The organism is Streptomyces sp. NPDC111802, assembly GCF_055634335.1.
Genome location: NZ_JBVKCZ010000018.1, coordinates 32,635 through 59,592 on the forward strand (window position 1 = coordinate 32,635; position 26,958 = coordinate 59,592).

Consider the following 26,958-nt stretch of genomic DNA (forward strand, 5'->3'; position numbering starts at 1 on the left):
GGTGCTGTGACGTGAAGGCTTCCATCGTAGACGCGCCTGCACGAACACTGCGGGAGGGTCTTCGCCATTGTCATCAGATGGCGAGTCGCCCCGCTTGTGGAGACGGGCCATCGGGGGCACTCGTTCCCTCGATCGCCACGCATATGCATCTGGTATGCACATGGGTGTGGAGACTTCAATCCCCACACCCTCTCCGTTCAACTGGGACGGGCTTTACGCGCGGCCCGGAAAGAAGATCTTCACCTCGCGCTCGGCGGACTCCTCGGAGTCGGACGCGTGGATGAGGTTCTCACGGACGATCACACCGTAGTCACCGCGGATGGAGCCGGGCGCGGCGGCGATCGGGTCGGTCGGACCGGCGAGGGCGCGCAGTCCCTCGATGACCCGCTCTCCCTCGACGATCAGGGCGACGACCGGACCGGAGGCCATGAACTCCACCAGCGGCTCGTAGAAGGGCTTGCCCTTGTGCTCGCCGTAGTGCTGCTCCAGGGTCTCCTGGTCCAGGGTGCGCAGCTCCAGCGCGGTGATCTGCCAGCCAGCCTTGCGCTCGATACGGCTGATGATCTCGCCGGTCAGGCCGCGGCGTACTGCGTCGGGCTTGAGCAGGACGAGGGTGCGCTGGGTCACGGGAGGGCTCCTTCTTACTGCTGGTGTGCGGTGGGATGAGGTTACAGGGCGTGTCCAGGCGCCCGTTACGCAGCGTCAGGTGTGGAGGAGTCGGCCTGCGCCGCGAATCTCGCCTTCGCCTCGTCCACCTTCCTGCCGTAGTGCACCGAGGCCCACCACAGCGCCGCGAAGACCGCACCCAGGAAGAACATGGTGGGGATGATGAAGCCGGACGCGATGAGCGCGACCTGAAGAGTCCAGCCCAGTGCGACCCCGCCGGGCCGGGTCACCAGGCCGCACAGCAGCAGACACAGGAACATCGCGATCCCGCTGACCGTCCACACCGTTGACATGGCCAGGTCGGGATCCTTCATGGCGACCAGACCGGCGAAGCCGATGACGAAGAACTCACCGATCAGGGTCGAGGAACAGAGAGTACGCATTGGTCGGACTCAGCCCTTCCCCAGCAGCAGTCGGGCTTCGCCGACCGTGATGACGGACCCGGTGACGAGCACACCGCCGCCCGCGAACTCGCCCTCCTCCTCGGCCAGCGTGATCGCGGCCTCCAGGGCGTCCGGCAGCCGCGGCTCGACCTGCACGCGCTCGTCGCCGAACACCTCGACGGCGATGGCGGCCAGTTCGTCGGCGTCCATGGCGCGGTGCGAGGAGTTCTGCGTGACGACGACCTCGGCGAAGATCGGCTCGAAGGCCTCGAGCAGCTCCCGCACGTTCTTGTCGCTGCTCGCGCCGACGACCCCGATCAGCCGGGTGAAGTCGAAGGCCTCCTGGATCGCCTCGGACGTCGCCCGCGCGCCCGCCGGGTTGTGGGCGGCGTCCAGCACGACGGTCGGAGAGCGCCGTACGACCTCCATTCGGCCCGGTGAGGCGACGGCCGCGAACGCCTTGCGGACGGCGTCGACGTCCAGCGGCTCGGCCCGCGAGGCGCCGACGCCGAAGAACGCCTCCACGGCGGCGAGGGCGACGGCGGCGTTGTGCGCCTGGTGCGCGCCGTGCAACGGCAGATACACCTCGGGATACTCACCGCCCAGTCCGCGCAGGGTCACCAGCTGCCCGCCGACGGCGACCTGACGTGCGACGACCCCGAACTCCAGGCCCTCCCGGGCCACCGTGGCGTCGACCTCCACGGCCTTCTTCAGCAGCACCTGCGCCGCGTCCACCGGCTGCTGGGCCATGATCACGGTGGCGTCCTGCTTGATGACGCCCGCCTTCTCGGAGGCGATCTCACCGGGGGTGCCGCCGAGCCGGTCGGTGTGGTCGAGGTCTATGGGCGTCACTACGGCGACGTCACCGTCGATGACGTTGGTGGCGTCCCAGGAGCCGCCCATGCCCACTTCCACGACGGCGACGTCGACGGGCGCGTCGGCGAAGGCCGCGTACGCCATACCCGTGAGCACCTCGAAGAAGGACAGGCGGTACTCCTGCGAGGAGTCGACCATCTCGATGTACGGCTTGATGTCGCTGTACGTCTCGATGAAGCGCTCGGCGGTGATCGGGGCGCCGTCGAGGCTGATCCGCTCGGTGATCGACTGGACGTGCGGCGAGGTGTAGCGGCCGGTGCGCAGCTCGAAGGCGCCGAGGAGGGCCTCGATCATGCGGGCGGTCGACGTCTTGCCGTTGGTGCCGGTGATGTGGATCGAGGGGTACGACCGCTGCGGCTCGCCCAGGACGTCCATGAGCGCGGCGATGCGGCTGACCGAGGGCTCCAGCTTGGTCTCGCCCCAGCGGGTGGCAAGCTCCGCCTCGACCTCGCGCAGGGCCTTGTCGAGCTCGGGGTCCTCGGGGCGGGCGGGCACGTCCGCCTCCGGCGGGCCGCCCTGGGTGCGCAGGGTGCGGCTGCCGGCCTCGATGACGGCGAGATCGGGGTCCCGGTCGGTCTCGGCCGCGATGATCTCGTCGAAGGGGTCGTCGCTTTCACTCACGGGGTCAGTCTACGGAGGCCCACTGACAGTGCGCCCACGGCGTGGGGTGGTCGGTCCGGTGTGGCGAGTGCGGGCCGTTCTGGGCCGGTCGCGCAGTTCCCCGCGCCCCTTGGGACGTGAAGGGCCCCGGCGCTGTGCGGCGCCGGGGCCTCGGTCACGCAGAACGACTCACGCTTGCGGCAGACGCTCCAGCTGTGCCGCGATCCGGGCGATGTCCTCCTCGGCCTTCGCCAGGCGGCCACGGATCTTCTCCACGACGTTGTCCGGGGCCTTCGCCAGGAATGCCTCGTTGCCGAGCTTGGCGTTGGCCTGGGCCTTCTCCTTCTCGGCCGCCGCCAGGTCCTTCGCGAGGCGCTTGCGCTCGGCCGCGACGTCGATCGCGCCGGAGAGGTCCAGGGCGACCTCCGCGCCCGCGACCGGCAGCGTCGCCGTGGCCGTGAAGGACTCGCCCTCCGGCTGGAGGCGCAGCAGCTGGCGGATGGCCGGCTCGTGCGGGGCGAGTGCCGTGCCGTCGAGGGTCAGGCGGGCCGGGACGCGCTGGCCCGGCTGCAGGCCCTGGTCGGCGCGGAAGCGACGGACCTCGGTGATGACCGACTGGAGCGACTCGATCTCCCGCTCCGCGCCCTTGTCACGGAAGCCGCTGTCGCTCGGCCACTCGGCGATCACGATCGACTCGCCGCCCGTGAGGGTGGTCCACAGGGTCTCGGTGACGAACGGGACCACCGGGTGCAGCAGTTTGAGGGTGACGTCGAGCACCTCGCCGAGGACGCGCTTGGAGACCTCGGCCGCCTCGCCGCCCGCCTGGAAGGTCGTCTTCGAGAGCTCGACGTACCAGTCGAAGACCTCGTCCCACGCGAAGTGGAAGAGGGCGTCCGACAGCTTGGCGAACTGGAAGTCGTCGTAGAACGCGTCGACTTCGGCGACGACGGAGTTCAGCCGGGAGAGGATCCAACGGTCCGTCGACGACATCGCCGACGGCTCCGGCAGCGGGCCGTCGACCGTCGCGCCGTTCATCAGCGCGAAGCGCGTGGCGTTCCAGATCTTGTTGGCGAAGTTGCGGGAGCCCTGGACCCAGTCCTCGCCGATCGGGACGTCGACGCCGGGGTTGGCGCCGCGGGCGAGGGTGAAGCGGAGGGCGTCGGAGCCGTACTTGTCCATCCAGTCCAGCGGGTTGACCGCGTTGCCGAAGGACTTCGACATCTTCTTGCCGAACTGGTCGCGGACCATGCCGTGCAGGGCGATGGTGTGGAACGGCGGGGTGCCGTCCATCGCGTACAGGCCGAACATCATCATCCGGGCGACCCAGAAGAAGAGGATGTCGTAGCCGGTGACCAGGACGGAGTTCGGGTAGAACTTCGCGAGCGACTCGGTCTGTTCGGGCCAGCCGAGGGTCGAGAAGGGCCACAGGCCGGAGGAGAACCAGGTGTCGAGGACGTCGGTGTCCTGATGCCAGCCCTCGCCGCTCGGGGGCTGCTCGTCGGGACCGACGCAGACGACCTCACCCTCCGGGCCGTACCAGACCGGAATGCGGTGACCCCACCACAACTGCCGCGAGATGCACCAGTCGTGGAGGTTGTCGACCCAGTCGAAGTACCGCTTCTCCATCTCCTGCGGGTGGATCTTGACCCGGCCGTCGCGGACCGCGTCACCGGCGGCCTTGGCGAGCGGGCCGACCTTGACCCACCACTGCATGGAGAGCCGGGGCTCGATGGTGGTCTTGCAGCGCGAGCAGTGCCCGACGCTGTGAACGTACGGCCGCTTCTCCGCGACGATCCGGCCCTCGGCGCGCAGCGCGGCGACGATGGCCGAGCGGGCCTCGAGGCGGTCCAGGCCCTGGAAGGGGCCGTGGGCGGTGATGACCGCGTGCTCGTCCATGATCGTGATGGCCGGCAGGTCGTGCCGCTGGCCGATCTCGAAGTCGTTCGGGTCGTGGGCCGGGGTCACCTTGACGGCGCCGGTGCCGAACTCCGGGTCGACGTGCGTGTCGGCGACGACCGGGATCGAACGGTCGGTCAGCGGCAGCTTGATGAGCTTGCCGATCAGGTGCCGGTAGCGCTCGTCGTCCGGGTGGACGGCGACGGCGGTGTCGCCGAGCATCGTCTCGGCGCGGGTGGTGGCGACGACGATGGTCTCGTCGCCCTCGCCGTACTTCATGGACACGAGCTCGCCGTCGTCGTCCTGGTACTCGACCTCGATGTCCGAGATGGCCGTCAGACAGCGCGGGCACCAGTTGATGATGCGCTCGGCGCGGTAGATCAGCTCGTCGTCGTAGAGGCGCTTGAAGATGGTCTGGACGGCCTGGGAGAGCCCCTCGTCCATGGTGAAGCGCTCGCGCGACCAGGCGACACCGTCACCGAGCCGACGCATCTGCCCGCTGATCTGCCCGCCGGACTCGCCCTTCCACTGCCAGACGCGCTCGACGAACGCCTCACGGCCGAGGTCGTGCCGGGACTTGCCTTCCTTCCCCAGCTCACGCTCGACGACGTTCTGCGTGGCGATACCGGCGTGGTCCATGCCGGGCTGCCACAGCGTCTCGTAGCCCTGCATGCGCTTACGGCGCGTCAGCGCGTCGATGAGGGTGTGCTCGAAGGCGTGCCCGAGGTGGAGCGAGCCCGTGACGTTCGGCGGCGGAATGACGATCGTGTACGGCGGCTTGTCGCTCTTCGCGTCCGCCTCGAAGTAACCGCGCTCTACCCAGCGCTCGTACAGCGGCCCCTCTACGTCGGCCGGCGCGTACTGGGTCGGCAGTTCGGTGTCGGGCGCTGTTGGCTGCTGCTGAGCGTTCTCGGTCACGGGCTCAGTTTAGGGGTGTCCCGGGCGTGTCCCGAAACGCGTTTGTTCTGTAACGGTGGGCACCCCGATGCCATGCGTTGCCTGCGTCTGCGCCAGGATGTCAGGAACACATAAGCATCTGGAGGGGAACCCAGAAATGAGCTACAACCAGCCGGGCCCGTACGGCGGGCAGCCCCAGCAGCCCGGACCGTACGGCGGGCAGCCTCAGCAGCCCGGTCCTTACGGGCAGCAGCCTCAGGCGCCCCAGCCCGGCTATGGCTACCCTCAGCAGACTCCGCCGCCCCAGCCCCAGCCCGGGTACGGCTACCCGCAGCAGGCCCCGCAGGGCGTCCCGCCGCAGCAGCCGTACGGCCAGCAGCCGCCCTACGGCCAGGCACCGTACGGAATGCCGCAGCCGCCGGCGCCGGCGGGCGGCGGCAAGAAGACCGGCCTGATCATCGGCGCGGTGGCGGTCGTGGTGGCGATCGGCGTCGGGGCGTACTTCGCGCTCGGCGGGGCGCGTGGCGGCGCGGGCGGCGTCGAGGACGACGGGGCACACAAGCTGGCTACGCCGGAGAAGCTGCTCAGCGAGTACACGCGGGCCACCAAGGCCGGGGAGACCATCGGTGGGTCCAACGACACCGCCGAGGACCTGGAGAAGAGCGGCGTCAAGAACGGCGAGAGCGTGGTCGGGGTCTACTCGACCGCGGACCTGAGCGGTTACGACCCCAGCGACCCGAGCACCACGCCGGACCTGTCCGAACTGGCGACGGCCAAGGGCATCACGTACTTCGGTGCCTACGGCGAGATCGCCGATCCCGAGGCGGCCCTGGACAAGTTCTTCACCGACTTCAAGAAGTCGTCCGAGAAGAGCTCTTCCGGCTCCTCCGGCGCGGGCGCGACCGAGTTGGTCGGTACGGCCGAGGTCGTCGACCTCGACGGCGCGGTCATGAAGTGCCAGGCCGCCAAGGGCACCGACCTGGCCACCAAGAAGGAGAAGACGGACTGGTTCTGCGCGTGGGCGGACTACAGCACCATCGCGATGGTGTCGCCGGGTGACGCCACCAAGGGCATCTCCAAGGATGTCGCCGTGGACATCACGACGAAGGTCCGCGCGGAGATCCGCGTCGCGGCCTGACGCCCGAAGAGGTCTGACGCCCGACGCGTCAACTGCGAAGGGGCCCCGGTTCTGTTGACCGGGGCCCCTTCGTGTGTCCGTGGCTGCGGCTACGCCGTCTTCTGCTCCCCCGGCCCCCGACCCCGCGCATCCCGCGGAATCAGCGTCGGGTTGACATTCGAGTGGACGACGTCCGCCGTGATGACGACCCGGGCCACGTCCTTGCGGGACGGGACCTCGTACATCACCGACATCAGGACCTCCTCCATGATGGCGCGCAGGCCGCGCGCGCCGGTCTGGCGGAGGATGGCCTGGTCGGCGATGGCCTCCAGGGCCTCGCGCTCGAAGTCGAGTTCCACGCCGTCGAGTTCGAAGAGGCGCTGGTACTGCTTGACGAGGGCGTTGCGCGGCTCGATCAGGATCTGGAGCAGGGCCTCGCGGTCCAGGTTGTGGACCGAGGTGATGACGGGGAGGCGGCCGATGAACTCGGGGATCATGCCGAACTTGACCAGGTCCTCCGGCATGACGTCCTCGAACTGGTCCTTGGCCTCCAGCTCCCGCTTGGAGCGGATCGTCGCGCCGAAGCCGATGCCCTTGGCGCCGGCCCGGGACTCGATGATCTTCTCCAGACCGGCGAACGCGCCGCCCACGATGAACAGGACGTTCGTCGTGTCGATCTGGATGAACTCCTGGTGCGGGTGCTTGCGGCCGCCCTGCGGCGGGACCGAGGCCGTGGTGCCTTCCAGGATCTTCAGCAGGGCCTGCTGGACGCCCTCACCGCTCACGTCTCGCGTGATCGACGGATTTTCACTCTTCCGCGCGACCTTGTCGATCTCGTCGATGTAGATGATCCCGGTCTCGGCCTTCTTGACGTCGTAGTCGGCCGCCTGGATCAGCTTCAGCAGGATGTTCTCGACGTCCTCGCCGACGTAGCCCGCCTCCGTCAGCGCCGTCGCGTCGGCGATGGCGAACGGAACGTTCAGCATGCGCGCCAGGGTCTGGGCGAGGAGGGTCTTGCCGGAGCCCGTGGGTCCCAGCAGCAGGATGTTGGACTTCGCCAACTCGATGGCGTCCTCGCGGCTTTGACCGCCGCCGTTCTCGCCGGCCTGCACGCGCTTGTAGTGGTTGTAGACGGCGACGGAGAGGGCCTTCTTCGCCGCCTCCTGGCCGACCACATAGCCCTCGAGGAACTCGTAGATCTCGCGCGGCTTGGGCAGTTCCTCCCAGCGGACCTCACTGGTCTCCGCGAGCTCTTCCTCGATGATCTCGTTGCAGAGATCGATGCACTCGTCGCAGATGTACACACCAGGGCCTGCGATGAGCTTCTTGACCTGCTTCTGGCTCTTGCCGCAGAACGAGCACTTGAGCAGATCGCCGCCGTCACCGATGCGTGCCACGGTGTGCTTCCCCTTCGCCTGGGAGACGACTGGACGTTTTCGAATCCAGCGGCTCCTGGTGCTGCCTTATGTCGACGGTACCTTGCCTGGCCCCCCGTTCGGGCCCCCCTTGGCGCGGTTCACTTTGACGTGCACCGTCCCAAACCGTGCCAAGGGGCAGCAGACAATACCGGGTCCGCGTCACCGAACGTCGGCGTTGTTCATCTTCCGGGTCGAGATGATCTGGTCGATCAGGCCGTACGACAGCGCGTCCTCGGCCGTGAGGATCTTGTCGCGCTCGATGTCCTCGCGGATCTTTTCGATCGGCGTGGTGGAGTGCTTGGCCAGCATCTCCTCCAGCTGCGAGCGCATCCGGAGAATCTCGTTGGCGGCGATCTCCAGGTCGGAGACCTGACCGCGGCCGGTCTCACTGTACGGCTGGTGAATCAGCACACGCGCGTTGGGCAGCGCCATGCGCTTGCCGGGCGTACCGGCGGCCAGCAGGATGGCGGCGGCGGAGGCCGCCTGGCCCATGCAGACCGTCTGGATGTCCGGCTTCACGAACTGCATCGTGTCGTAGATGGCCGTGAGCGCCGTGAAGGAGCCGCCGGGGCTGTTGATGTAGACCGAGATGTCCCGGTCGGGGTCCATCGACTCCAGGCACAGCAGCTGCGCCATGACGTCGTTGGCGGAGGCGTCGTCGATCTGCACGCCGAGGAAGATCACGCGCTCCTCGAAGAGCTTCGCGTACGGGTCGTACTCGCGGATGCCCTGCGAGGTGCGCTCCACGAAGCGCGGGATCACGTAGCGGGACTCGGCGGCGGGACCCGTGTACTCGGCGCGCGTGCGGTCGTACAGGCTGCTGCCGGGGAAGTCGTTCACTATCTGTCTCCTAGGGGCTGTGGCGGTCGGCTGAGGGCTGTGCAGGGGGGCCTCAGGCCGCCCCGGTGCCGCCGCCGCCCGGCATTCCGGCGGCCGTCGGGATGACGTCATCGATGAGGCCGTAGTCCTTGGCCTCGAAGGCGTCGAACCAGCGGTCGCGGTCCGAGTCACGGGTGATCTGCTCGATCGTCTGACCGGTGTGCTGCGAGGTGAGCTCGGCCATGCGCTTCTTGGTGTGCAGCAGCCGCTCGGCGTGGATCTTGATGTCGGAGGCCGAGCCGGCCAGGCCCGCGGAGGGCTGGTGGATCAGGATCTCGGCGTTCGGCAGCGCGAAGCGCTTGCCGGGGGTGCCCGCGCTGAGCAGGAACTGGCCCATCGAGGCCGCGAGGCCCATGGCGATGGTCACCACGTCGTTCTTGATGAACTGCATGGTGTCGTAGATCGCCATGCCGGCCGTGATCGAACCGCCCGGGCTGTTGATGTACAGGTAAATGTCCTTGTCCGGGTCGGCGGCAAGGAGCAGCAGCTGTGCGGTGATCTTGTTGGCGATGTCGTCGTCGACCGGCTGGCCGAGGAAGATGATCCGCTCGTTGAGCAGCCGGTTGTAGACCTGGTCGCCGAGGCCACCACCGATGGAAGGCTCGCCGGCGGCGGAGGGCATCAGATTCGTCACGTATCCACCTGCTCGTCTTACGACGGCGCCGGGCCGTCTTCACGTGTTCCCTGCGGGGGGCCTCCGGCGGTTTCGCCGACTTCCCTGCCCCCATACTCATGGACCCTAACGCGCAGGCTGTGCGGTGCCATCCCGGTTCCGGGAGTGTTCGCCGGGGGCGTAGAGCCTCCGGCGGGCGGCCGCCGCCCGCTCGCCGTGACTGTGCGGGTGCGTGGGCGGCTGCGGCGCCGTTGCGGCCGTTCGCGCAGTTCCACCCGCCCCTTCAGGGACACTGCCCGGCCGTACGACAGAGCCGTACGACAGAAGGGCCCCGGGACGTCGATACGTCTCCAGGGCCCTCCTTACGGCTTCCAGGTGCCGTGGGCTCAGCCCTCGGACTTCTCCTCGGCGGCCTCGTCGGCGGTGCCCTCGGCGACCTCCACGGTCTCCGTGGCCTGCTCGACCTCGTCCTCGTCGTCCAGGTCGATGACCTCGCCGTTGGTGTCCTTGACCACGGCCTTCTCGACCACGACGGCCAGGGCCTTGCCGCGGGCGACCTCGCCGACCAGGAGCGGAACCTGGCCGCCCTCGACGACCGCCTGGGCGAACTGGTCGGGGGACATGCCGGAGGAGGCCGCGCGCCGCATGAGGTGCTCGGTGAGCTCCTCCTGGTTGACGTTCAGCTTCTCCTGCTTGACGAGCTCGTCCAGCACGAACTGGGTCTTGATGCCCTTGACCGCGGCTTCCTTGGTCTCGGCGTCGAACTCCTCGACCGTCTTGCCCTGGATCTCGAGGTACTTCTCGAGGTCGAGGCCCATCTGGCCGAGCTGGTGGTGCTCGAGGTTGTGCTTACGGGTGTTGATCTCGTCCTCGAGCAGTTTCTCGGGGACGGGCACCTCGACCAGCTCGAGCAGCTTCTCCAGGACGCGCTCCTGGGCCTGCGTGGCCTGGTCGTACTGCTTCATGTTCTCGAGGCGCTTGCGGCTGTCGGCCTTGAGCTCGTCGAGGGTGTCGAACTCGGAGGCGAGCTGCGCGAAGTCGTCGTCCAGCTCGGGCAGTTCGCGCGCGGCGACCTGAGTGACCTTGACGGTGACCTCGGCCTCCCTGCCGGCCGCCGAGCCGCCCTTGAGCTCGGAGGCGAAGGTGGCCTCGCCACCGGCCTCCAGGCCCTTCACGGCGTCGTCGATGCCGTCCAGCAGCTCGCCGGAGCCGATGGTGTAGGAGACGCCGCTCGCGACGCCGTCCTCCAGGACCTCGCCGTCGACCTTGGCCTCCAGGTCGATGGTGACGACGTCGCCGTCCTCGGCTCCCCGCTCGACCGGGGAGGTCGACGCGAAGCGCTCGCGCAGCTGCTCGACCGACTTCTCGATGTCCTCGTCCGTCACCTCGACGGCGTCGACCTCGACCTCGATCCCGGCGTAGTCCGGGATCTCGATGGCCGGGCGGACGTCGACCTCGGCGGTGAAGTTCAGCGTCTCGCCGTCCTTCAGCTCGGTGATGTCGACCTCGGGCTGGCCCAGGACGTTGAGCTCGGCCTCGTTGACGGCCTCGGTGTAGAACTTCGGAAGCGCGTCGTTGACCGCCTCCTCCAGGACCGCACCGCGGCCGAACCGCTGGTCGATGACGCGGGCGGGGATCTTGCCCTTACGGAAGCCCTTCACCGTGACCTGCTGGTTGATCTTCTTGTACGCCGCGTCGAGGCTGTCCTTGAGCTCCTCGAAGGGCACCTCGACAGTGAGCCGAACCCGAGTCGGGTTCAGGGTCTCCACGGCGCTCTTCACGGTTCGGTCTCCTTGTGGCTGACTTCTTGGATTCTGCCGGGACCAGACTGGTCCGGCGGATTCGCCGCCCGGGAGGACTTCGGATAGGAGAGACACACGGGCGTGCAGCTTGCATAGTAACGGCAGCGGTGACACGCCCTCAAAGGCGATCATGCGACGCGATCGCACAAAGCCGTCACGCATGTGGCCGGTCTTCACCGGTCGTGGTCGGGGTGGCGGGATTTGAACCCACGGCCTTCCGCTCCCAAAGCGGACGCGCTACCAAGCTGCGCCACACCCCGTGCTGGTGCGACACGTAGGGTACATGCCCGCAGACAGCCGGGCCGCCGCATTTACGGGGTGTGCGGCGAGGGGGGCCGACCCGCTACGATGCATCCTGTGCCGCGGTCACCTGACCTGCGGCGCGTCGTGTGCGGGCGTAGCTCAATGGTAGAGCCCTAGTCTTCCAAACTAGCTACGCGGGTTCGATTCCCGTCGCCCGCTCCATACGGCTCAGGGCCAGGTCAGAGGGTTAGTCCTCGACCTGGCCCTGATCGTTTTCGGGGGCGGGGCGGGGGTTCACAGGGTGTGTACGTCCACGGTGTAGACGCAGCGGATGCCGTACGGGACGTAGAGGGCGTCGCCTACGAGGACCAGTGGGGCGCCGACGCCGCTGGAGTCGGCGGTGCCGCCGTCGTCCCGGCCCTGGAGGGTGGCCTCGACGGTGCCTGTGCGCAGGTTCAGGGCTGCCAGGCGGCCGCTGGGGGATGCCAGGTAGAGGTGGGTCGCGGAGGCGGTCGGTGGGCCGGACGACTCCACGGTGGAGTTGCTCTCCCAGAGCCGGCGTCCGCTGTCCGGGGCGAACGCGCGGACGCTGCCGCTGTGGAAGGTGAAGTAGAGCCTGCCGTTCAGCAGGGCGGGGGCCGCGGACTCGGGCTGGGGCTCGGACAGCCGTACGGTCGTCACGATGTGCGTGGCGGCGTTGACCAGGGTCAGGGTGCGGCGGGTACCGGATGTGTTGAGCACGACCAGGCGTCCGTCGGCCTGTCCGAGGATGTCCTGGTCCTTGCCGACCGTCACGGTCCAGCGGGGGCGGCCGGTGGCCGGGTCGAGCTGGGCGATGCTCGTGCTGGTCACGTCCTCGCCGGTCCACTTCTGGCACACCAGGTACGCGTTCCGGGCGGCGGCGCGCAGCAGGCACATCCGTTCGTCCGGGTCGGGCAGCGGGCGCTTCCAGCGGACCTTGCCGTCGTCGGCGTCCAGCAGGGCGTACTGCTGCCCCTTCGCGCCGTAGACGGCGAGGACGCCGTCGGGTACGGCGATGGAGTAGCCCTGGTCGCTGTTGGGCTCCGTGGCCTCCTGGCTGTCGCCGGTGACCGTCTTCCAGATCACCTTGCCGGTGTCGGCGTCGAGCGCCTGGACCGTGTAGCGGTACGGGCTGAGGTCGCCGACCGTCCGGTCGTCGGCGCCGTAGACATACACGCGGCCGCCGCCGGCGCCGATGATCGTGCCCTGGTCGCCGCCGCCGAGGTCGTCGGCGGTGTCGTCGATGGGTCGGGCCCAGGTGTTGCGGCCGTCGGCGAGGGCGAAGCTGGTCGCCATGACGTCGTCGCCGGCACACACGAGGGAGCGGCCGGTGGCCGCGCAGCGGCTGAACGGGCCGTCGGCGCCGATCGGGTCCCGGTCGACGCTCGGATCCTTTGACTTCTTGTGCCAGGCCTGCCACCCGGCGGGCAGGTCACGATCGACCGGGGTCGGCTCCTCGTTGACGGCCAGGACCGTGAGGGTGGTCGCGGCGGTCAGCAGGAGGGCGCCCAGGGTGGAGGCGAGGAGGAGGCGTTTTCGGCGTCTGCGGCGGGAGGCCGTGGGGGCGTCCGGGGTGGGGGCGGCCTCGGGAGTGGGGCGCGGGTCGGGGAGTTCGCCGTCGCGCAGGAGGCGTATCAACTCGTCGGGCGAGGGGCGGGACTTGGGGTGCTTTTCCAGGCATAGGCGGACGAAGGGGAGCAGCTCGGGCGGGACGCCGTCCAGTTGCGCGTCGCCGTCGACGACGCGTATGGCCGTCTCGTAGGGGCTCGGGCTGTCGAAGGGGCCGTGGCCGGTGGCGGCGTAGGCGACGACCGAGCCGAGGGAGAAGACATCGGCGGCGGGGCCCACGTCCTGCGGGGACGAGAACTGCTCCGGGGACATGAAGGGCGGTGTGCCCATCACCCGGCCGGTCTGGGTGAGGACGTCGGAGGCGGCGAACTCGGCGGCGCGGGAGATACCGAAGTCGATGACGCGCGGGCCGTCCTCGGCGAGCATGACATTGGCCGGTTTCAGATCACGGTGGACCATCCCGGCGCGGTGGATGTCGCGGATGGCCTCGGCGAGGCCGGCGGCGAGTTCGCGCAGTTGCGGCAGGGGCAGGGGGCCGTGGCGGCGGACGTGGGTGCCGAGGTCCTCGCCGCGGATGTAGAGCGTGGCCATCCAGGGGCGCGGCGCGTCGGCGTCCGCGTCCACGACGGGGGCGGTGAAGGCGCCGCTGACCTGGCGGGCGGCGGCCACCTCGCGGCGGAAGCGGATGCGGAACTCGTCGTCGTCGGCGTACTGCGCGTGTACGACCTTGAGGGCGAGGCGGCGGCCGGAGGCGGAGCGGGCGAGGTACACCACGCCCATGCCACCGGAGCCGAGACGGTCCTCGATCCGATAGCCACCGACCTCGGCCGGGTCCGATTCGCGCAGCGCCATCCCGTACGTCCCCCGTCCGCACCGTCGTTCCATAACGTTCGACGATCACGAACGAGGGTATCCGTACCCCTCCGGGCCACCCCGTGGGCCCTAGAACTGGATCGAGTTGATGGTCTCGGCTATCGAGTTGAGGAATCTCTGGATGTCGTCGGCCATGCCGGTCGAGGCCAGGAAGAAGCCGAACAGCACGGCGACGACGGCTGGACCGGCCTTCAGGGATCCGCCACGGATCAGCACTACCAAGACGATCGCCAACAGCAACACCACTGACAGCGAAATGGCCACAACAGATCACACCCTCGGTCGGTCCGCTCTCCCGGCCCGGGGACGCGACCCAGCACACCCCCGCCAGAACCATCGTGCCACCAACCGGGCCCCGCTATGCGGCACGTGACGTTTCGTTCGCCACACCTGTGCTGGATCCGTGCGGACCCTTGGCGCGCACCGACCTCTCGCGTTGGACCCGTGCGGCTTTTCGAGGAGACGCCCGTACAGAGAATTCGAGGAGATCGTTTCCATTGCCACACAACGTGTTCGCCGGTATTTCGAATTCACGGCACGGTGATCATTTCATCTACGTCACCTCCTGGCCATATGCACTACTTAGTCAGGATGAATCCGGACAATGAGGGTGACCAACGGGTGTCCGCCAGGTGCATGTTCGTTGTACACGCGACGTCTCACGCAATAGCCGCTAACGACCTCGGGGGTTTTACGAAATCCCACAGGCAACGCTAGGGTGCCTCAGATGTTCCACGCTGCCTCGTCCCCCGCATACGCAGCAGGGTCCTGGATCGACTTCCCCGGCTTCCGGCGGGAGGGTCTGTGACGGACTCGCTGCGACCGCACGGCAACAACAGAGCGCCACTCCCCCCGGCACAGCAGTCGGCGGACGGAGTGCCGAGTCCGCGCTCACCGCTGAACAAGAAGGCTCAGGGCGACGCCAGAGCCGCGTCCGGCGGTGCCAAGCAGCGCGACGCGTTCTTCGACAACGCCAAGTACCTGGCGATCGTGCTCGTCGCGATAGGACACGCCTGGGAGCCGATCAAGGGCGACAGCCGGATCCTGGAGGGCGTGTACACCGTCGTGTACACCTTCCACATGCCGGCGTTCATCATCATCTCCGGCTTCTTCTCGCGCAGTTTCGACGCGAGTCCCAGCCGTATGAAGCGCCTGATCACCGGTGTCGCGGTGCCGTACATCGTCTTCGAGACGGCCTATCCGCTCTTCAAGCGCTGGATCGCCGAGGACCCCGGCCAGGACATCAGCCTCCTGGACCCGTGGTACCTGACGTGGTTCCTGTGCGCGCTGTTCATCTGGCGGATGACCACGCCCATCTGGAAGATGGTGCGCTGGCCGCTGCCGCTCGCGCTCGGCCTCGCCATGGCAGGGACCGTCACCCCGGAGATCGGTGACGACCTGGATCTGCAGCGGGTTCTGCAGTTCCTGCCGTACTTCGTGCTGGGTCTGTGCATGAAGCCCGAGCACTTCCACATGGTGCGCACGCGCACGGTGCGGATCCTGTCCGTGCCGGTGTTCGCGGTGGCGCTGGGCTTCGGCTGGTGGGCGGTGCCGCGGATGAACACCGCGTGGTTCTACCACCGGGACGCCGCGCAGGAGCTGGGCGCGCCGTGGTGGGCCGGGCCGGTCATGGTGCTGGCGATGTTCGGCTGCTCGCTGGTGCTGACGGCCTGCTTCTTCGCCTGGGTGCCGCGCCGGCACATGTGGTTCACGGCGCTCGGCGCGGGCACGCTGTACGGCTATCTGCTGCACGGCTTCGTGGTGAAGGCCGGTGACTACCAGGGCTGGTTCGAGCACGCCTGGCTGCATCGGCCGCTCGGCGAGATCTTCGTCAGTGTCGTCGCGGCTGCCGGGGTCACGCTGCTGTGCACCTCGCCGGTGCAGCGGGTCTTCCGGTTCGCGATGGAGCCGAAGATGGAGTGGGCGTTCAAGCGGGATGCTGCCGAGGTGGCTCGGGAGCGGGAGAAGCGTGAGGGTGCGGTGGCTCGGGAGCGGGTCAACGCCTGACGCTGCGTCGGGGATTCACGCCGCCGGGGACTACTCAGTCCTCGGCGGCGTCTTCGTCTCCGGGGAGGTTGAGGAGGGCGCGCATGCGTGCGTACTTCTCGGTCAGTCGTTTCCGGGTCGGTTCGTCGAGGGCCGCGAGGCGTTTCGGGTCGGCGTTGTGGGCGAGGTCCGCCTGCTTCACCAGTAGGGCGCCGTCGGTGGCGAGGATGCGTTGTGCGTATGCCTCGGGGGGCTCGCCGGGGTGCTTGGTGAGGGCGCGCACTATGTCTTTTGTACGGCGGCTCAGGGCGGCCTCTTCCAGCCACTGTTCGGAGAGTGCGTCGTCCTCTACGGCGTCGTGGAGCCAGGCTGCCGCGATCTGGTCGGCGTTGCCGTGGCGGGTGCGTACGCCTTCGGCGACGGCCATGAGGTGTTCGGTGTAGGGGCGGCCGGCCTTGTCGGTCTGGTGGGCGTGGGCTGCGCGGGCGATGGCCTCTACGTCGGGCAGGGACAGGTGGGTGTGCGGTGTTTCGGTCACCGGTCCAGTGTCTCGCCCCCGCCGCCCCTACCCGTCCCATCCTCCAGGGGCTCTGCCCCTTCGACCCCGGGCCCTCCTGGGGGCTGCCGCCCCCAGACCCCCGCTGTCGGCCCTGAACGGGCCTCGTCCTCAAACGCCGGACGGGCTGAAATGCCTGGACCGGCGACCAGAGGGGACCGCATCCTGGTGACCGCCCCCAGCGGGTGGGTGGGGGCTAGGGACGGCATGGGGCTCGGCCTTACAGGCCGGACGGGCTGAGCGTGCCTGGACCGGCAACTAGAGGAGACCGCGGCCTCATGGCCGCCCCCAGTGGGTGGGTGGGGGCTAGGGACGGTGCAGGCTCGGCTTCACATGCCTCACATGCCTCACATGCCTCACATGCCGGACGGGCCGGATGGTGCGGATCGGCGTCGTGCTGGCCGTCGGCAGACCTGGCCGATCGGGACCTGGCCGTCGGCAGACCGGACCGGACGAGACCTGGCCACCGGCAGACGGGACCCGACACGACCGGGCCGTCGGCAGACCAGGCCCGACGAGACCTGGCCACCGGCAGACCAGACCGGGCAGGACCGTGCCGTCGGCAGACCCGACCGGACCGCTCGGGACCGGCGTCGGGACGTACCCGCTCGCGGGCTCAGCGTGTCGCCGTTGCCGTGGGGCCCTCTCGGCAGATCAGTAGGAGGGCCCTGTCGTCGTTGACGTCCTTTGCCACCGCTTCGATCAGGTGCCAGGCGGCGCCGTGGAAGCCGCCGGCCACGTAGCGGTCGGCCTCGCCCGTCAGGCGGTCTATGCCCTCGACGATGTCTCGGTCGGAGGTCTCCACCAGGCCGTCCGTGAACAGCATCAGGACGTCGCCGGGGCGGAGTGAACCCTTCACGGGGTCGAACTGGGCGCCGTCGTAGACGCCCAGGAGGGGGCCCTCGGCGGCCTTCTCCTCCCAGCGGCCGCTGCCCGCGCTCAGTTGGAGGCCCGGCGGGTGGCCCGCCGAGTACAGCTCGTAGTCGCCCGAGTCCAGGTCCAGGACCAGGTGGATCGAGGTCGCGAAGCCCTCGTCCCAGTCCTGGCGGAGGAGATAGCCGTTCGCCGCCGGGAGGAACGCGTGTGGGGGCAGGCTGCCCAGGAGGCCGCCGAAGGCGCCGGAGAGGAGCAGGGCGCGGGAACCGGCGTCCATGCCCTTGCCGGACACGTCCGTGAGGACGACCTCCAGCGTGCGGCCCCCGTTCGTGCGGGCCGCCACCACGAAGTCGCCCGAGAAGGACTGACCGCCCGCCGGGCGCAGGGCCATCTCGCGATGCCAACCGTGCGGCAGCTGCGGCAGTTTGCTCTGCACGCGGATGCGTTCACGCAGGTCGAAGAGCATCGTGCCGCCGCGCCGCCAGGGCACGCCGACGCGGCTGCGGAACTGTGCGATCAGCAGGCCGAAGAAGCCGCACGCCGCCACGACCAGGACCACGCCGGGGGTGACGCGGGACGGGCCCTCCGTGTACGGCCCCAGCTGCACCGACTCCACGATCAGTGCCGTCGCCGCCGCCGCGTACAGGCCCAGCAGGCTCGCCGGGCGCAGCAGCAGCCCGCCCGCGACGATCGGCAGGACCAGCGCGGCCGGGGAGAACCACACCGGGTTGGCCATGGTCACGGCGCAGATCAGCGGCACCGTCACGAGCAGGCCGGCCAGCGCGATCCAGTCCGAGCCGTCGCCGCGGAAGTAGTCCACGGCGCTTCGGCGCACGCCGACGCGGGCCCGGTGCCAGTGCATCCTCAACCGGGCCATGAACGTCTCGGCCGCCGCGCGCCGCTCTCGTCCTGCTGCCATTAGTTCGGGACCCTATCCATCGGACCAGCTGCTTGGCACGGGAGGTCCCACTTGTCCCCCGTCCGAGGTTCAACTTCACAGTGAACTTCACGGAAAGCGGTCTCGCCGCCGCCAATGAGAAATTCCCTCGCTCGTCCCGCAATGCCCTGGTAGGCATGGTTCATGGCGAAAGACAGTGGGCGCGAGGCCGGCCACCCCGAGCTGCGGGCGTTGCGGCAGGACGAGTGGGACAACTGGTACGACACACTCATCCGCGCCTTCGGTGGCGTCCCGGAAGCGGCCGAGGAGCGGGAGTTGTGGAACTCGCTCATCGGGACCGACCGTTCCATCGGCGTCTGGGACGGGGACACGTGCGTGGGCACGACCGGCGCGTTCGCCTTCCGGCTCACCGTGCCCGGCGGAGCATCCGTGCCCGCCGCCGGGGTCACGATGGTCAGCGTGGCCGCCACGCATCGCCGACGCGGGGTGCTGACGTCGATGATGCGCCGGCAGCTGGACGACGTGCGCGAGTGGGGCTGGCCGCTGGCGATCCTGACCGCCTCCGAGCCGGAGATCTACGGCCGGTTCGGCTACGGCATCGGCAGTTTCCAGGTGAGCGCCGAGATCGACACGACGCGCGTCTCACTGTCGGTGCCGCCCGGTACCGACGACGTACGTCTGCGGTACGCCGTGCCGGCCGACGTCATCGACGCGTGCGAGGCCGTGTACGCGCGCCGGGTATCCGGCCGGCCGGGGATGCTCGCGCGGCTGCCCGGCTGGGAGCGGCTCGGGCTGCTCGACCCGGAGGGCGAGCGGGAGGGCGGGTCGCCGCTGCAGTGCGTGCTGGCGGAGCGGGACGGGGAGGTCGTGGGCTACGCGCGCTTCCACGTCAAGCCGGAGTGGGACGGCAGCGGGGCCAAGGGCATCGTGCGGCTGCGGGACACCCAGGCCCTGGACCCGGCGGCGGCCGCCGCGCTGTGGCGGTTCCTGTTCGATGTCGACCTGACGTCCACGGTGAAGGCGTACGCGCGGCCGGTGGACGAGGCGTGGCAGTACCAGGTGTCCGACATCCGGCGGTGCGCGGTGCGGGTGCGGGACGCGCTGCACGTACGGCTGGTGGACGTGGGGGCGGCGCTCGCGGCGCGGACCTATCAGACGCCGGTGGATGTGGTGTTCGAGGTGGCGGACGCCTTCTGCCCCTGGAACTCGGGGCGTTGGCGGCTGAGCGGCGACGCCAAGGGTGCGTCGTGCGAGCGTACGACGGATGCGGCCGATCTCTCCCTGTCCGTACGGGAGTTGGGGGCGGCCTACCTCGGCGGGGTGAGCCTCGCGGCGCTGGGGGCGGCTGGGCGGGTGCGGGAGGTGCGGCAGGGGGCGCTGGCGGAGGCTTCGGTGGGGTTCGCGTCTGTTGTGGCGCCGTGGTTGCCGCACGGATTCTGATCCGGGGGTTCTCAGACTTGGCCGGATTGCGTTACGGCGTCTGGCAGTTCGGGCACCAGAAGAGGTTGCGGGCGGCGAGGTCGGCGGTGCGGATCTCGCTGCCGCAGATGTGGCAGGGCAGGGTGGCCCTTCGGTAGACGTAGACCTCGCCGCCGTGGTCGTCGACGCGGGGCGGGCGGCCCATCGCCTCCGGGGTGTGTTCGGGGCGGACGGTGTCGATGCGGTTGTTGCGGACGCCCTCGTGCATGAGGTCCACGAGGTCCGTCCAGATGGCGTCCCACTGTGCGGGGGTGATGTCCTTGCCCGCGCGGTAGGGGTCGATGCGGTGCCGGAAGAGGACCTCGGCTCGGTAGACGTTGCCTACGCCCGCGATGACCTTCTGGTCCATGAGCAGGGCGGCGATGGTCGTACGGCTGCGGGAGATCCTCTTGTACGCGGTGCCGGGGTCTGCGTCGTCGCGGAGGGGGTCGGGGCCGAGGCGGTCGTGTATCGCCTGCTTCTCGGTGTGGGTGATCAGGGCGCAGGTGGTGGGGCCGCGGAGGTCGACGTACGAGGTGGTGTCGGCGAGGCGGAGGCGGACAGTGTCCGTGGGTGGGGGCGCGGGGCTGGGGCCGAAGTTGACCTTGCCGAAGAGGCCGAGGTGGATGTGGATCCAGTCGGCGGCTCTGAAGGCGAGGAAGAGGTGTTTGCCGTGGGCCTCGGTGTGGGTGAGTTCGGCGCGGTCGAGGAGGGCTGCGGCGTCGGAGAACTTGCCCTGGGGGCTGGTGACGCGGGGGGTCGTGCCGAGGAATGCGGTGGCGTAGTCCTGGGCCAGCCGGTGGATGGTGTGGCCCTCGGGCACGGTGGCTCCTTGTTCGTGTGCGGGTGGGGTGGGCGGCGCAATGGGTTTTCGCCCCCGCCGCCCCTACCCGTCCCATCCTCCAGGGGCGCTGCCCCTTCGACCCCGGGCCCTTCTGGGGGCTGCCGCCCCCAGACCCCCGCTGTCGGCCCTGAACGGGCCTCGTCCTCAAACGCCGGACGGGCTGACATTGCCTGGACCGGCGACTAGAGGGGACCGCAACCAACCAGAGGAGACCGCGGCCTCATGACGGCCTCCAGCGGGTGGGTGGGGGCTAGGAACGGCACGGGCCTCGTCCTCAAACGCCGGACGGGCTGGAATGCCTGGACGAAAGTGGCCCTCGGCTACTGCTGCGGGTGGTGCGGCGGGATCGGGGGGAGGTCGCCTGTCGTTTCGTAGGACGACAGCATGTCGATTCGGCGGATGTGGCGCTCGTCACCGGAGAACGGGGTGCCCAGGAAGGTCTCGACGAACTTCGTCGCCTCCTCCGTGGTGTGCATGCGCGCACCCACCGCGACGACGTTGGCGTTGTTGTGCTGGCGGCCCAGCGACGCCGTCTCCTCGCTCCAGGCCAGCGCCGCGCGGACGCCCTTGACCTTGTTCGCGGCGATCTGCTCGCCGTTGCCCGAGCCACCGATCACGATGCCGAGGGCGTCGGGGTCCGCGGCCGTCCTCTCCGCCGCGCGGAGGCAGAAGGGCGGGTAGTCGTCCTGGGCGTCGTAGATGTGGGGGCCGCAGTCGACCGGGTCGTGACCGGCCGCCTTGAGCCACTCGACGAGGTGGTTCTTGAGTTCGTAGCCCGCATGGTCCGAGCCGAGATACACGCGCATGGAACGAGTGTGACACGGCTGTTTCGGGGCAGCAGCGTCGGGTGCCGATCTCGTGAATTGTGACGCGCACTATAGAAGCTCAAGGAAACCTCAAGTAACAATCCCGAATCAAAGGTTCCCGAATCCGTTCTCCTCCGATTCACTGGTCCGACTCGTACACCACACCAAATCCGCTCGTACGAGGACCGTTCCCACGGCGCAAAGGAAATCCGTTCCATGACTTCGCAGCCGACCCAGAAGACGGCCCAACCGGCCGCCGGCGGCCACGGCCTACAGGCCGGGCTCAAGAACCGTCATCTGTCCATGATCGCCATCGGTGGTGTCATCGGCGCCGGGCTCTTCGTCGGGTCCAGTTCCGGTATCGCCACCGCAGGACCCGGCATCCTCCTCTCCTACGCCCTCGTCGGCACGCTCGTGGTGCTGGTGATGCGGATGCTCGGTGAGATGTCGGCGGCCAACCCGACGTCCGGGTCGTTCTCCGCCCACGCCGACCGGGCGCTCGGCAGCTGGGCCGGGTTCTCCATCGGCTGGCTGTACTGGTTCTTCTGGGTGGTCGTGCTGGCGGTCGAGGCCACCGCCGGTGCGAAGATTCTGGAGGGCTGGATCCCGTCCGTCCCGCAGTGGGGCTGGGCCCTGATCGTGATGGTGGTGCTGACCGCCACCAACCTCGTCTCCGTCGGGTCGTACGGCGAGTTCGAGTTCTGGTTCGCCGGGATCAAGGTCGTCGCCATCGCCGCGTTCATCGTGATCGGCGGGCTGGCCGTGTTCGGGGTGCTGCCGGGTGTGGACAGCGAGCAGGCCGGGCTGGCGAATCTGACGGACCACGGTGGATTCCTGCCGAACGGACCAGGTGCGATTCTCACCGGTGTGCTACTGGTCGTCTTCTCCTTCATGGGAAGCGAGATCGCCACCCTCGCCGCCGGTGAGTCCGAGAACCCGCAGCAGGCCGTCACCAAGGCGACCAACAGCATCATCTGGCGTGTCGCCGTCTTCTACCTCGGCTCGATCTTCGTCGTCGTCACCCTGCTCCCCTGGGACAGCAAGGCCATCGCCGACGAGGGCTCCTACGTCGCCGCGCTCGACTCGCTCGGCATCCCGCACGCCGGTCAGATCATGAACTTCATCGTGCTGACCTCGGTGCTGTCCTGTCTCAACTCCGGTCTCTACACCGCCTCCCGTATGGCCTTCTCGCTCGGCCAGCGCGGGGACGCGCCGAAGGCCTTCGCCCGCACGACCTCCAACGGCGTGCCGCGCACGGCGATCCTCGCCTCCGTCGCGTTCGGCTTCGTGGCCGTGTTCTTCAACTACAAGTTCCCGGACTCCGTCTTCCTCTTCCTCGTCAACTCCTCCGGCGCGGTCGCGCTGTTCGTCTGGCTGGTGATCTGCTTCTCGCAGCTGCGCATGCGGAAGATCATCCAGGCCGAGGCGCCGGAGAAGCTGGTCGTGAAGATGTGGCTGTACCCGTATCTGACCTGGGCGACGGCCGCGCTGATCGTGTTCGTCCTCGGCTACATGCTGACCGACACCGAGCACGACGGACGTAAGACCGTGCTGCTGTCGCTCCTCGTGGCCGCGCTGGTCCTGGTGACCGCGTTCGTGAAGCAGAAGGTCGGCCGCGGACGGCCGGCGGGCGTCGAGGCGGCTGCCCCGGACGCGGCCCGCGACGAGGTCAAGACCGGCTGAGGTCGTCGAATGCCGACAGCCGGTATCCGGTAGCCGGTAGGAGGTATGGGGTGGTGGGTGCGGCATCGCACCCACCACCCCTTCGTCTTCTGCCCGTTCGCCTTCTGCCGGTCACAGCACCGTGAAACCGTCCCTCACCTTCTCGTAGGTCCTCAGGGCCTGTGCCTCGATGTCCGGGCGGTACCACGTGTTGATCTGGTACGTCCTGCCGTCCACGGTGAAGCCGAGCAGCTGGGCGTGCCAGGGGTCGCCGTTCAGGGTGAAGGTGTACTCCCAGACGACCGCGGGGTGCTCGCGGAAGGTCGTGCGCTCCAGGCGGATCTTGACGTAGTCCCTGCCCTGTTGGGCGTTCCGCTCGGACTTCTGCCAGGAGTCCATCAAGTCGTCGCGGGCCAGGGACGACTTGGCGGCGAGTTCCTGTGCGGCGTCCGGTGAGGTGTAGTGCACCTCCGACCCGGTCTTGACGTCCCGCCGCCAGCCCTCGGGCGGCGCCCACGCGAACCCGCCCGCCTCACGGTGCGCGCCCGGCGGCAGGCTCAGCGGCCTCGACGTGCCCTCGACCGTGGACGACGGGGATGCGCCCGGAGAGGACGCGGCCGACGACGCCGACGGCGAGGATCCTGCCTGATCGTCCCTCGGCGCCCCGAAGTCGGTCGCCAGCACGACCGCGACGACAGCCCCCGCGGCCGCGACTCCGACGGCGGCCACGATGCCCGTACGGCGATGTCCGCGCCGGGGCCGGGGGTGCGCCGGAACCGCCGGGCCGGGGAGTTCGCCGGGCGGCATGCCGCCGTACTCCCGGGCACCACCTGGCGCGCGTCCCGGGCCTGGGGCGGGCCGGCGCTCGGTCACCGCTTCCGAGCGGGAGAGGGAGACGCCCGCGCGGCGGGGAGTGGGGCCGGTGGAGTTGCCGGCCGGGGTCGCGGAGTGCGCCTCTGGGCGGGACTCGGGGGCGGTGGCTTCTGTGGAGGCGTTGAGGGCGCGAAGGGGGTCCGGGAAGGCGGGGACGGGTGTGGGGGTGTGGCCGGCGTCGGGGGCGGGAGTTGGAGCGGGAGTCGGGGCGGTGGCTCGTCGAGTGTTGATGGTGTGTCGCTCGACTCCGGTTCGGGAGTCCGTCGACGGCTGTGGCGGTATCGCGTCGCGTATCTCGTCCGGCTGTCGGGGGTCGGGCGGGGACGGGGCACGGGAGACGTCCAGGAAGGCGGGGGTGGGTGATTCTCTTGAGGGTGCCGGCGTCCGCTCGTGCTCGTGGGCGGACGGGCCTGTCGGTTCCGGCTCGGCCAGTGCCTCGGGTTCTGGCGCCGGACCACTCACAGAGCGGGGTTCCGGCTCCGGCTCCGGCTTCCCGGGCTCCAACTCCCGCCCCGACTCGGCCTCTTCCCTCCCGACGGCCCCACCACCCGGCTCGTCCGCCCCCTCCCTGCGCGCGTCTCCCCCCATCACCGGCATCATCGGCGTCGGTACCGGATACGCCACCGGTTGCAGGGCCGTCTCCACTTCGTCCAGGCCGGGGCGGAGGGCCGGGTCCTTTGCCAGCAGGGCGGCGAGGATGTCGCTCAACGGACCTGCCGTGGGCGGGAGTTCGGGCTCCTCGTAGAGGACCGCGTGCAGCGTCGCCAGGGTCGTGTCGCGGGAGAAGGGGGAGCGGCCGGCGAGGGCCGCGCTCAGTGTGGCGCCGAGGGACCAGATGTCGGACGGCGGGCCCTGGACACGGCCGGAGATCCGCTCGGGGGCCATGTAGTCGGGCGAGCCGACCAACATGCCGACCATGGTGAGGGCCTTCGCGTCCTGGATCGCCGCGATACCGAAGTCCGTGAGGACCACGCGGCCCCGTCCGCGCGCCACCTCCGCCTCCACCAGCACATTGCCCGGCTTGACGTCCCGGTGGAGCACGCCACGGTCATGGACCTGCCGCAGTGCCGCCACCAGCCCCACCCCGATCCGGGCCGTCTCGCGCGGACCCAGCGGGCCTTCCTCCGCCATGATCCGTTCCAGGGAGCGGCCGGCCACCAACTCCATGACGATCCACAGGCGTTCGCCCTCGTCGACCACGTCGTAGACCCGTACGACGTTGGGGTGGTCGATCCGCGCCGTCGCCCGTGCCTCGCGCAGGGTGCGTTCACGGCGTGTGCGTGTGTCCTCGGGGTCGAGGCCGTCGATGCGCATTTCCTTGACGGCGACCAGCCGGTCGAGAATTTCATCGACCGCTCGCCACACGCGCCCCATTCCCCCCTGGCCGATACTCTCGACCAATCGATAGCGCCCCGTCACCAGTACACCTGGAACCCCGCCACTCCTTGTATTCCCCGGCAATCCACTGCACCCCCCTCGATGCCGCATCGGACATCCGCCATTGAAACACAATGGTCACACTTCGTGCCGTACCAGCATAGTGCGAAGAAATCTTGTGGTAGATCTTCAAGTACTGCGAATTCAGGCGCAGGCAAGGGGGACGAACATGAGTTCTCGTCGCACGACGGCCATCGCGGGATCGCTGGTCGCGACATCTTTTTCGGCAGTGATGATCCTTTCCTTCACTGCCAGTGCGGACGACCAGGGACCCGGGAGCAGCAAGGGGGGAAAGGTCATCGACGAGGCGCCGTCGGGGGTGAAGCTCACCACCGAACTGCCCGAGAAAATCTCCGTGAACAACAGTTCGCAAAAAACCGCGATCACCGCCACGGTGAAGAACGAGGGGACCGAGGACAGCGGAAAAATCCAGCTTTTGGTCGTCGGGTTCGACGGCTTGACGGTCAAGAATGTCGAAGGTTGTTCGGCGATCGACAAAAACAATCTTCCGGAGGGCTCGAACAGCGGTTTCGCCTGCCCCCTGGACAATCTCCCCGCCGGTGAGTCGAAGTCGTACGCCGTGGCGGCGACGTACGACCTCGGCAAGGAGGGCAAGATCTGCCTCCCCGTCCAGACCGGCGACGGCAAGAAGACGTACTGGCAGCAGGGCCCGGTGCCGTTCGGTACGACGAACCCGTCGCCCGACGCCCCGGCCACCCCGCTGCTGCTGGGTACGGACAACAAGCCGGTCGCACCGGGTGCCGACGAACTGCCCAGGACCGGCCTCGGCCGTGACGTCCTGCCGCTGGGCGCGGCCGGCGCGACGCTGATCGCGGTGGGTGCGGCCGGGCTGTGGTGGTCGCAGCTGCGGCGACCGAAGCGGCACGCGGACTGAGCCGACGGGCTCACCGTCCGACCGGGAAACGCGAAGAGGCTCGCCGGGTGCGGTACGACCTGGCGAGCCTCTTCCGCGGTGACTACGACTTCCGCGGTGACTACGACTTCCGCGGTGACTACGACTTCCGCCGGTGAGTACGGCGTCAGCGGTAAGTACTACGGCGTCAGCGCTCGAGCAGCTTCCAGGCGGTGGGCAGCGCGCCCATCGCCAGGGCCGCCTTGAGGGCGTCGCCGATCAGGAACGGGGTGAGGCCGAGCGCGATCGCCGTGGACGCCGACATGTCGCGGGCCAGAGCCAGGTAGGGCACGCCGATGGCGTAGATGATCGCCTCGCCCAGCAGCATCGCGCCCACCGTGCGCAGCGCGGTGCGGTCGGCGCCGCGGCGGGCCAGAGCGCCGACGACGGTGGAGGCGAGGATCATGCCGAGGATGTAGCCGAACGACGGGGCCGCGGCGCCGGAGCCACCGTCCGCGAACCACGGCACGCCCGCGATGCCCGCCAGCGCGTACAGCGCGAGCGAGAGGAAGCCGCGCCCGGCGCCGAGGGCCGTGCCGACCAGCAGCACCGCGAGGGTCTGGCCGGTCACCGGCACCGGGGAGCCCGGCACGGGCACGGAGATCTGGGCCGCGAGGCCGGTGAACGCGGCACCGCCGACGACGAGCGCGATGTCGCGGACGCGGGAGGCCGGGAGGAGGTCGGCGAGGACCTGCCCGGTGCGGGCGGGGGCGACGGCTGCGGTGCTCATGGGGACTCCGCGAGGGTGAAGGCGGTACGGGACGCAGTGACGCTATCCCAGGGGGTTCGGCTCGCT

General features: G+C 69.2%; 21 protein-coding genes and 2 tRNA genes. 6 read left to right on the plus strand and 17 right to left on the minus strand.

Annotation, left to right across the window (positions count from 1 at the left end; translation table 11 throughout):
* Window positions 1-213: 213 nt before the first annotated feature.
* From ndk to ACZ7NC_RS21015, 4 genes are all read right to left on the minus strand, one after another.
* The gene (gene ndk / locus ACZ7NC_RS21000) at window positions 214-627 is read right to left on the minus strand and encodes a nucleoside-diphosphate kinase (protein WP_030943193.1); all 414 of its coding nucleotides are present in this window, start codon (window positions 625-627) and stop codon (window positions 214-216) included.
* A 65-nt stretch (window positions 628-692) separates the two neighbouring features.
* Entirely contained in the window at window positions 693-1,049 is a 357-nt protein-coding gene (locus ACZ7NC_RS21005) for a DUF4233 domain-containing protein (RefSeq protein WP_471490265.1), read from the minus strand.
* Window positions 1,050-1,058: 9 nt separating this feature from the next.
* On the minus strand, window positions 1,059-2,546 hold the full coding sequence (folC, locus tag ACZ7NC_RS21010) for a bifunctional tetrahydrofolate synthase/dihydrofolate synthase (protein ID WP_471490267.1): 1,488 nt from the start codon (window positions 2,544-2,546) through the stop codon (window positions 1,059-1,061).
* A 168-nt stretch (window positions 2,547-2,714) separates the two neighbouring features.
* On the minus strand, window positions 2,715-5,339 hold the full coding sequence (locus ACZ7NC_RS21015) for a valine--tRNA ligase (protein ID WP_471490269.1): 2,625 nt from the start codon (window positions 5,337-5,339) through the stop codon (window positions 2,715-2,717).
* A 136-nt stretch (window positions 5,340-5,475) separates the two neighbouring features.
* Between ACZ7NC_RS21015 and ACZ7NC_RS21020 the strand changes: the two genes are divergently transcribed.
* On the plus strand, window positions 5,476-6,456 hold the full coding sequence (locus tag ACZ7NC_RS21020) for a hypothetical protein (RefSeq protein WP_471490270.1): 981 nt from the start codon (window positions 5,476-5,478) through the stop codon (window positions 6,454-6,456).
* Between the two features lie 89 nt (window positions 6,457-6,545).
* On the opposite strand, the gene clpX is transcribed toward ACZ7NC_RS21020, so the two are convergent.
* The 5 genes from clpX to ACZ7NC_RS21045 form a co-directional block, all read right to left on the minus strand.
* Window positions 6,546-7,832: an ATP-dependent Clp protease ATP-binding subunit ClpX gene (gene clpX / locus ACZ7NC_RS21025; RefSeq protein WP_471490271.1), complete on the minus strand. Its 1,287-nt coding sequence runs from the start codon at window positions 7,830-7,832 to the stop codon at window positions 6,546-6,548.
* 180 nt (window positions 7,833-8,012) lie between these two features.
* The gene (locus ACZ7NC_RS21030; RefSeq protein ID WP_471490273.1) at window positions 8,013-8,693 is read right to left on the minus strand and encodes an ATP-dependent Clp protease proteolytic subunit; all 681 of its coding nucleotides are present in this window, start codon (window positions 8,691-8,693) and stop codon (window positions 8,013-8,015) included.
* A 52-nt stretch (window positions 8,694-8,745) separates the two neighbouring features.
* Window positions 8,746-9,354: an ATP-dependent Clp protease proteolytic subunit gene (locus ACZ7NC_RS21035; protein WP_471490470.1), complete on the minus strand. Its 609-nt coding sequence runs from the start codon at window positions 9,352-9,354 to the stop codon at window positions 8,746-8,748.
* A gap of 377 nt (window positions 9,355-9,731) precedes the next feature.
* Window positions 9,732-11,126 (minus strand): trigger factor, encoded by a 1,395-nt coding sequence (tig, locus tag ACZ7NC_RS21040; RefSeq protein WP_471490274.1) that lies wholly within the window; start codon window positions 11,124-11,126, stop codon window positions 9,732-9,734.
* 204 nt (window positions 11,127-11,330) lie between these two features.
* A tRNA-Pro gene (locus tag ACZ7NC_RS21045) sits at window positions 11,331-11,407 on the minus strand.
* Window positions 11,408-11,538: 131 nt separating this feature from the next.
* Between ACZ7NC_RS21045 and ACZ7NC_RS21050 the strand changes: the two genes are divergently transcribed.
* Window positions 11,539-11,612 (plus strand) — tRNA-Gly (locus ACZ7NC_RS21050).
* A gap of 72 nt (window positions 11,613-11,684) precedes the next feature.
* Here the strand turns inward: ACZ7NC_RS21050 and ACZ7NC_RS21055 are convergent.
* On the minus strand, window positions 11,685-13,832 hold the full coding sequence (locus ACZ7NC_RS21055; RefSeq protein WP_471490275.1) for a serine/threonine-protein kinase: 2,148 nt from the start codon (window positions 13,830-13,832) through the stop codon (window positions 11,685-11,687).
* A gap of 90 nt (window positions 13,833-13,922) precedes the next feature.
* On the minus strand, window positions 13,923-14,117 hold the full coding sequence (locus ACZ7NC_RS21060; protein WP_004001285.1) for a hypothetical protein: 195 nt from the start codon (window positions 14,115-14,117) through the stop codon (window positions 13,923-13,925).
* Between the two features lie 540 nt (window positions 14,118-14,657).
* Between ACZ7NC_RS21060 and ACZ7NC_RS21065 the strand changes: the two genes are divergently transcribed.
* Window positions 14,658-15,860, plus strand: a complete 1,203-nt coding sequence (locus tag ACZ7NC_RS21065; RefSeq protein ID WP_471490277.1) for an acyltransferase family protein — start codon at window positions 14,658-14,660, stop codon at window positions 15,858-15,860.
* Between the two features lie 34 nt (window positions 15,861-15,894).
* Here the strand turns inward: ACZ7NC_RS21065 and ACZ7NC_RS21070 are convergent, their stop codons facing one another.
* Together ACZ7NC_RS21070 and ACZ7NC_RS21075 are read right to left on the minus strand one after the other, a co-directional pair.
* Window positions 15,895-16,377: an HD domain-containing protein gene (locus ACZ7NC_RS21070; protein ID WP_471490278.1), complete on the minus strand. Its 483-nt coding sequence runs from the start codon at window positions 16,375-16,377 to the stop codon at window positions 15,895-15,897.
* Window positions 16,378-17,011: 634 nt separating this feature from the next.
* On the minus strand, window positions 17,012-18,190 hold the full coding sequence (locus tag ACZ7NC_RS21075; protein ID WP_471490279.1) for a SpoIIE family protein phosphatase: 1,179 nt from the start codon (window positions 18,188-18,190) through the stop codon (window positions 17,012-17,014).
* A 162-nt stretch (window positions 18,191-18,352) separates the two neighbouring features.
* Here ACZ7NC_RS21075 and ACZ7NC_RS21080 point away from each other — a divergent pair, with 162 nt between their 5' ends.
* Window positions 18,353-19,609, plus strand: a complete 1,257-nt coding sequence (locus tag ACZ7NC_RS21080; RefSeq protein ID WP_471490281.1) for a GNAT family N-acetyltransferase — start codon at window positions 18,353-18,355, stop codon at window positions 19,607-19,609.
* Between the two features lie 31 nt (window positions 19,610-19,640).
* Here the strand turns inward: ACZ7NC_RS21080 and ACZ7NC_RS21085 are convergent, their stop codons facing one another.
* Window positions 19,641-20,450 carry an Fpg/Nei family DNA glycosylase gene (locus ACZ7NC_RS21085; protein WP_471490282.1) on the minus strand — a complete coding sequence of 270 codons (810 nt, stop codon included), beginning with the start codon at window positions 20,448-20,450 and terminating at the stop codon, window positions 19,641-19,643.
* Window positions 20,451-20,791: 341 nt separating this feature from the next.
* Window positions 20,792-21,277 (minus strand): ribose-5-phosphate isomerase, encoded by a 486-nt coding sequence (locus ACZ7NC_RS21090; RefSeq protein WP_471490284.1) that lies wholly within the window; start codon window positions 21,275-21,277, stop codon window positions 20,792-20,794.
* A 216-nt stretch (window positions 21,278-21,493) separates the two neighbouring features.
* On the opposite strand from ACZ7NC_RS21090, the gene ACZ7NC_RS21095 reads away from it, so the two are divergent.
* Window positions 21,494-22,960 carry an amino acid permease gene (locus tag ACZ7NC_RS21095; protein WP_471490286.1) on the plus strand — a complete coding sequence of 489 codons (1,467 nt, stop codon included), beginning with the start codon at window positions 21,494-21,496 and terminating at the stop codon, window positions 22,958-22,960.
* A 111-nt stretch (window positions 22,961-23,071) separates the two neighbouring features.
* Here ACZ7NC_RS21095 and ACZ7NC_RS21100 read toward each other — a convergent pair whose 3' ends face one another.
* Window positions 23,072-25,186, minus strand: coding sequence for a serine/threonine-protein kinase (locus ACZ7NC_RS21100; protein WP_471490287.1), 2,115 nt, complete (start codon window positions 25,184-25,186; stop codon window positions 23,072-23,074).
* A gap of 232 nt (window positions 25,187-25,418) precedes the next feature.
* On the opposite strand from ACZ7NC_RS21100, the gene ACZ7NC_RS21105 reads away from it, so the two are divergent.
* Window positions 25,419-26,144 carry a hypothetical protein gene (locus ACZ7NC_RS21105; RefSeq protein ID WP_471490289.1) on the plus strand — a complete coding sequence of 242 codons (726 nt, stop codon included), beginning with the start codon at window positions 25,419-25,421 and terminating at the stop codon, window positions 26,142-26,144.
* 166 nt (window positions 26,145-26,310) lie between these two features.
* On the opposite strand, the gene ACZ7NC_RS21110 is transcribed toward ACZ7NC_RS21105, so the two are convergent.
* Window positions 26,311-26,892, minus strand: a complete 582-nt coding sequence (locus ACZ7NC_RS21110; RefSeq protein WP_471490290.1) for a biotin transporter BioY — start codon at window positions 26,890-26,892, stop codon at window positions 26,311-26,313.
* Window positions 26,893-26,958: the final 66 nt, after the last annotated feature.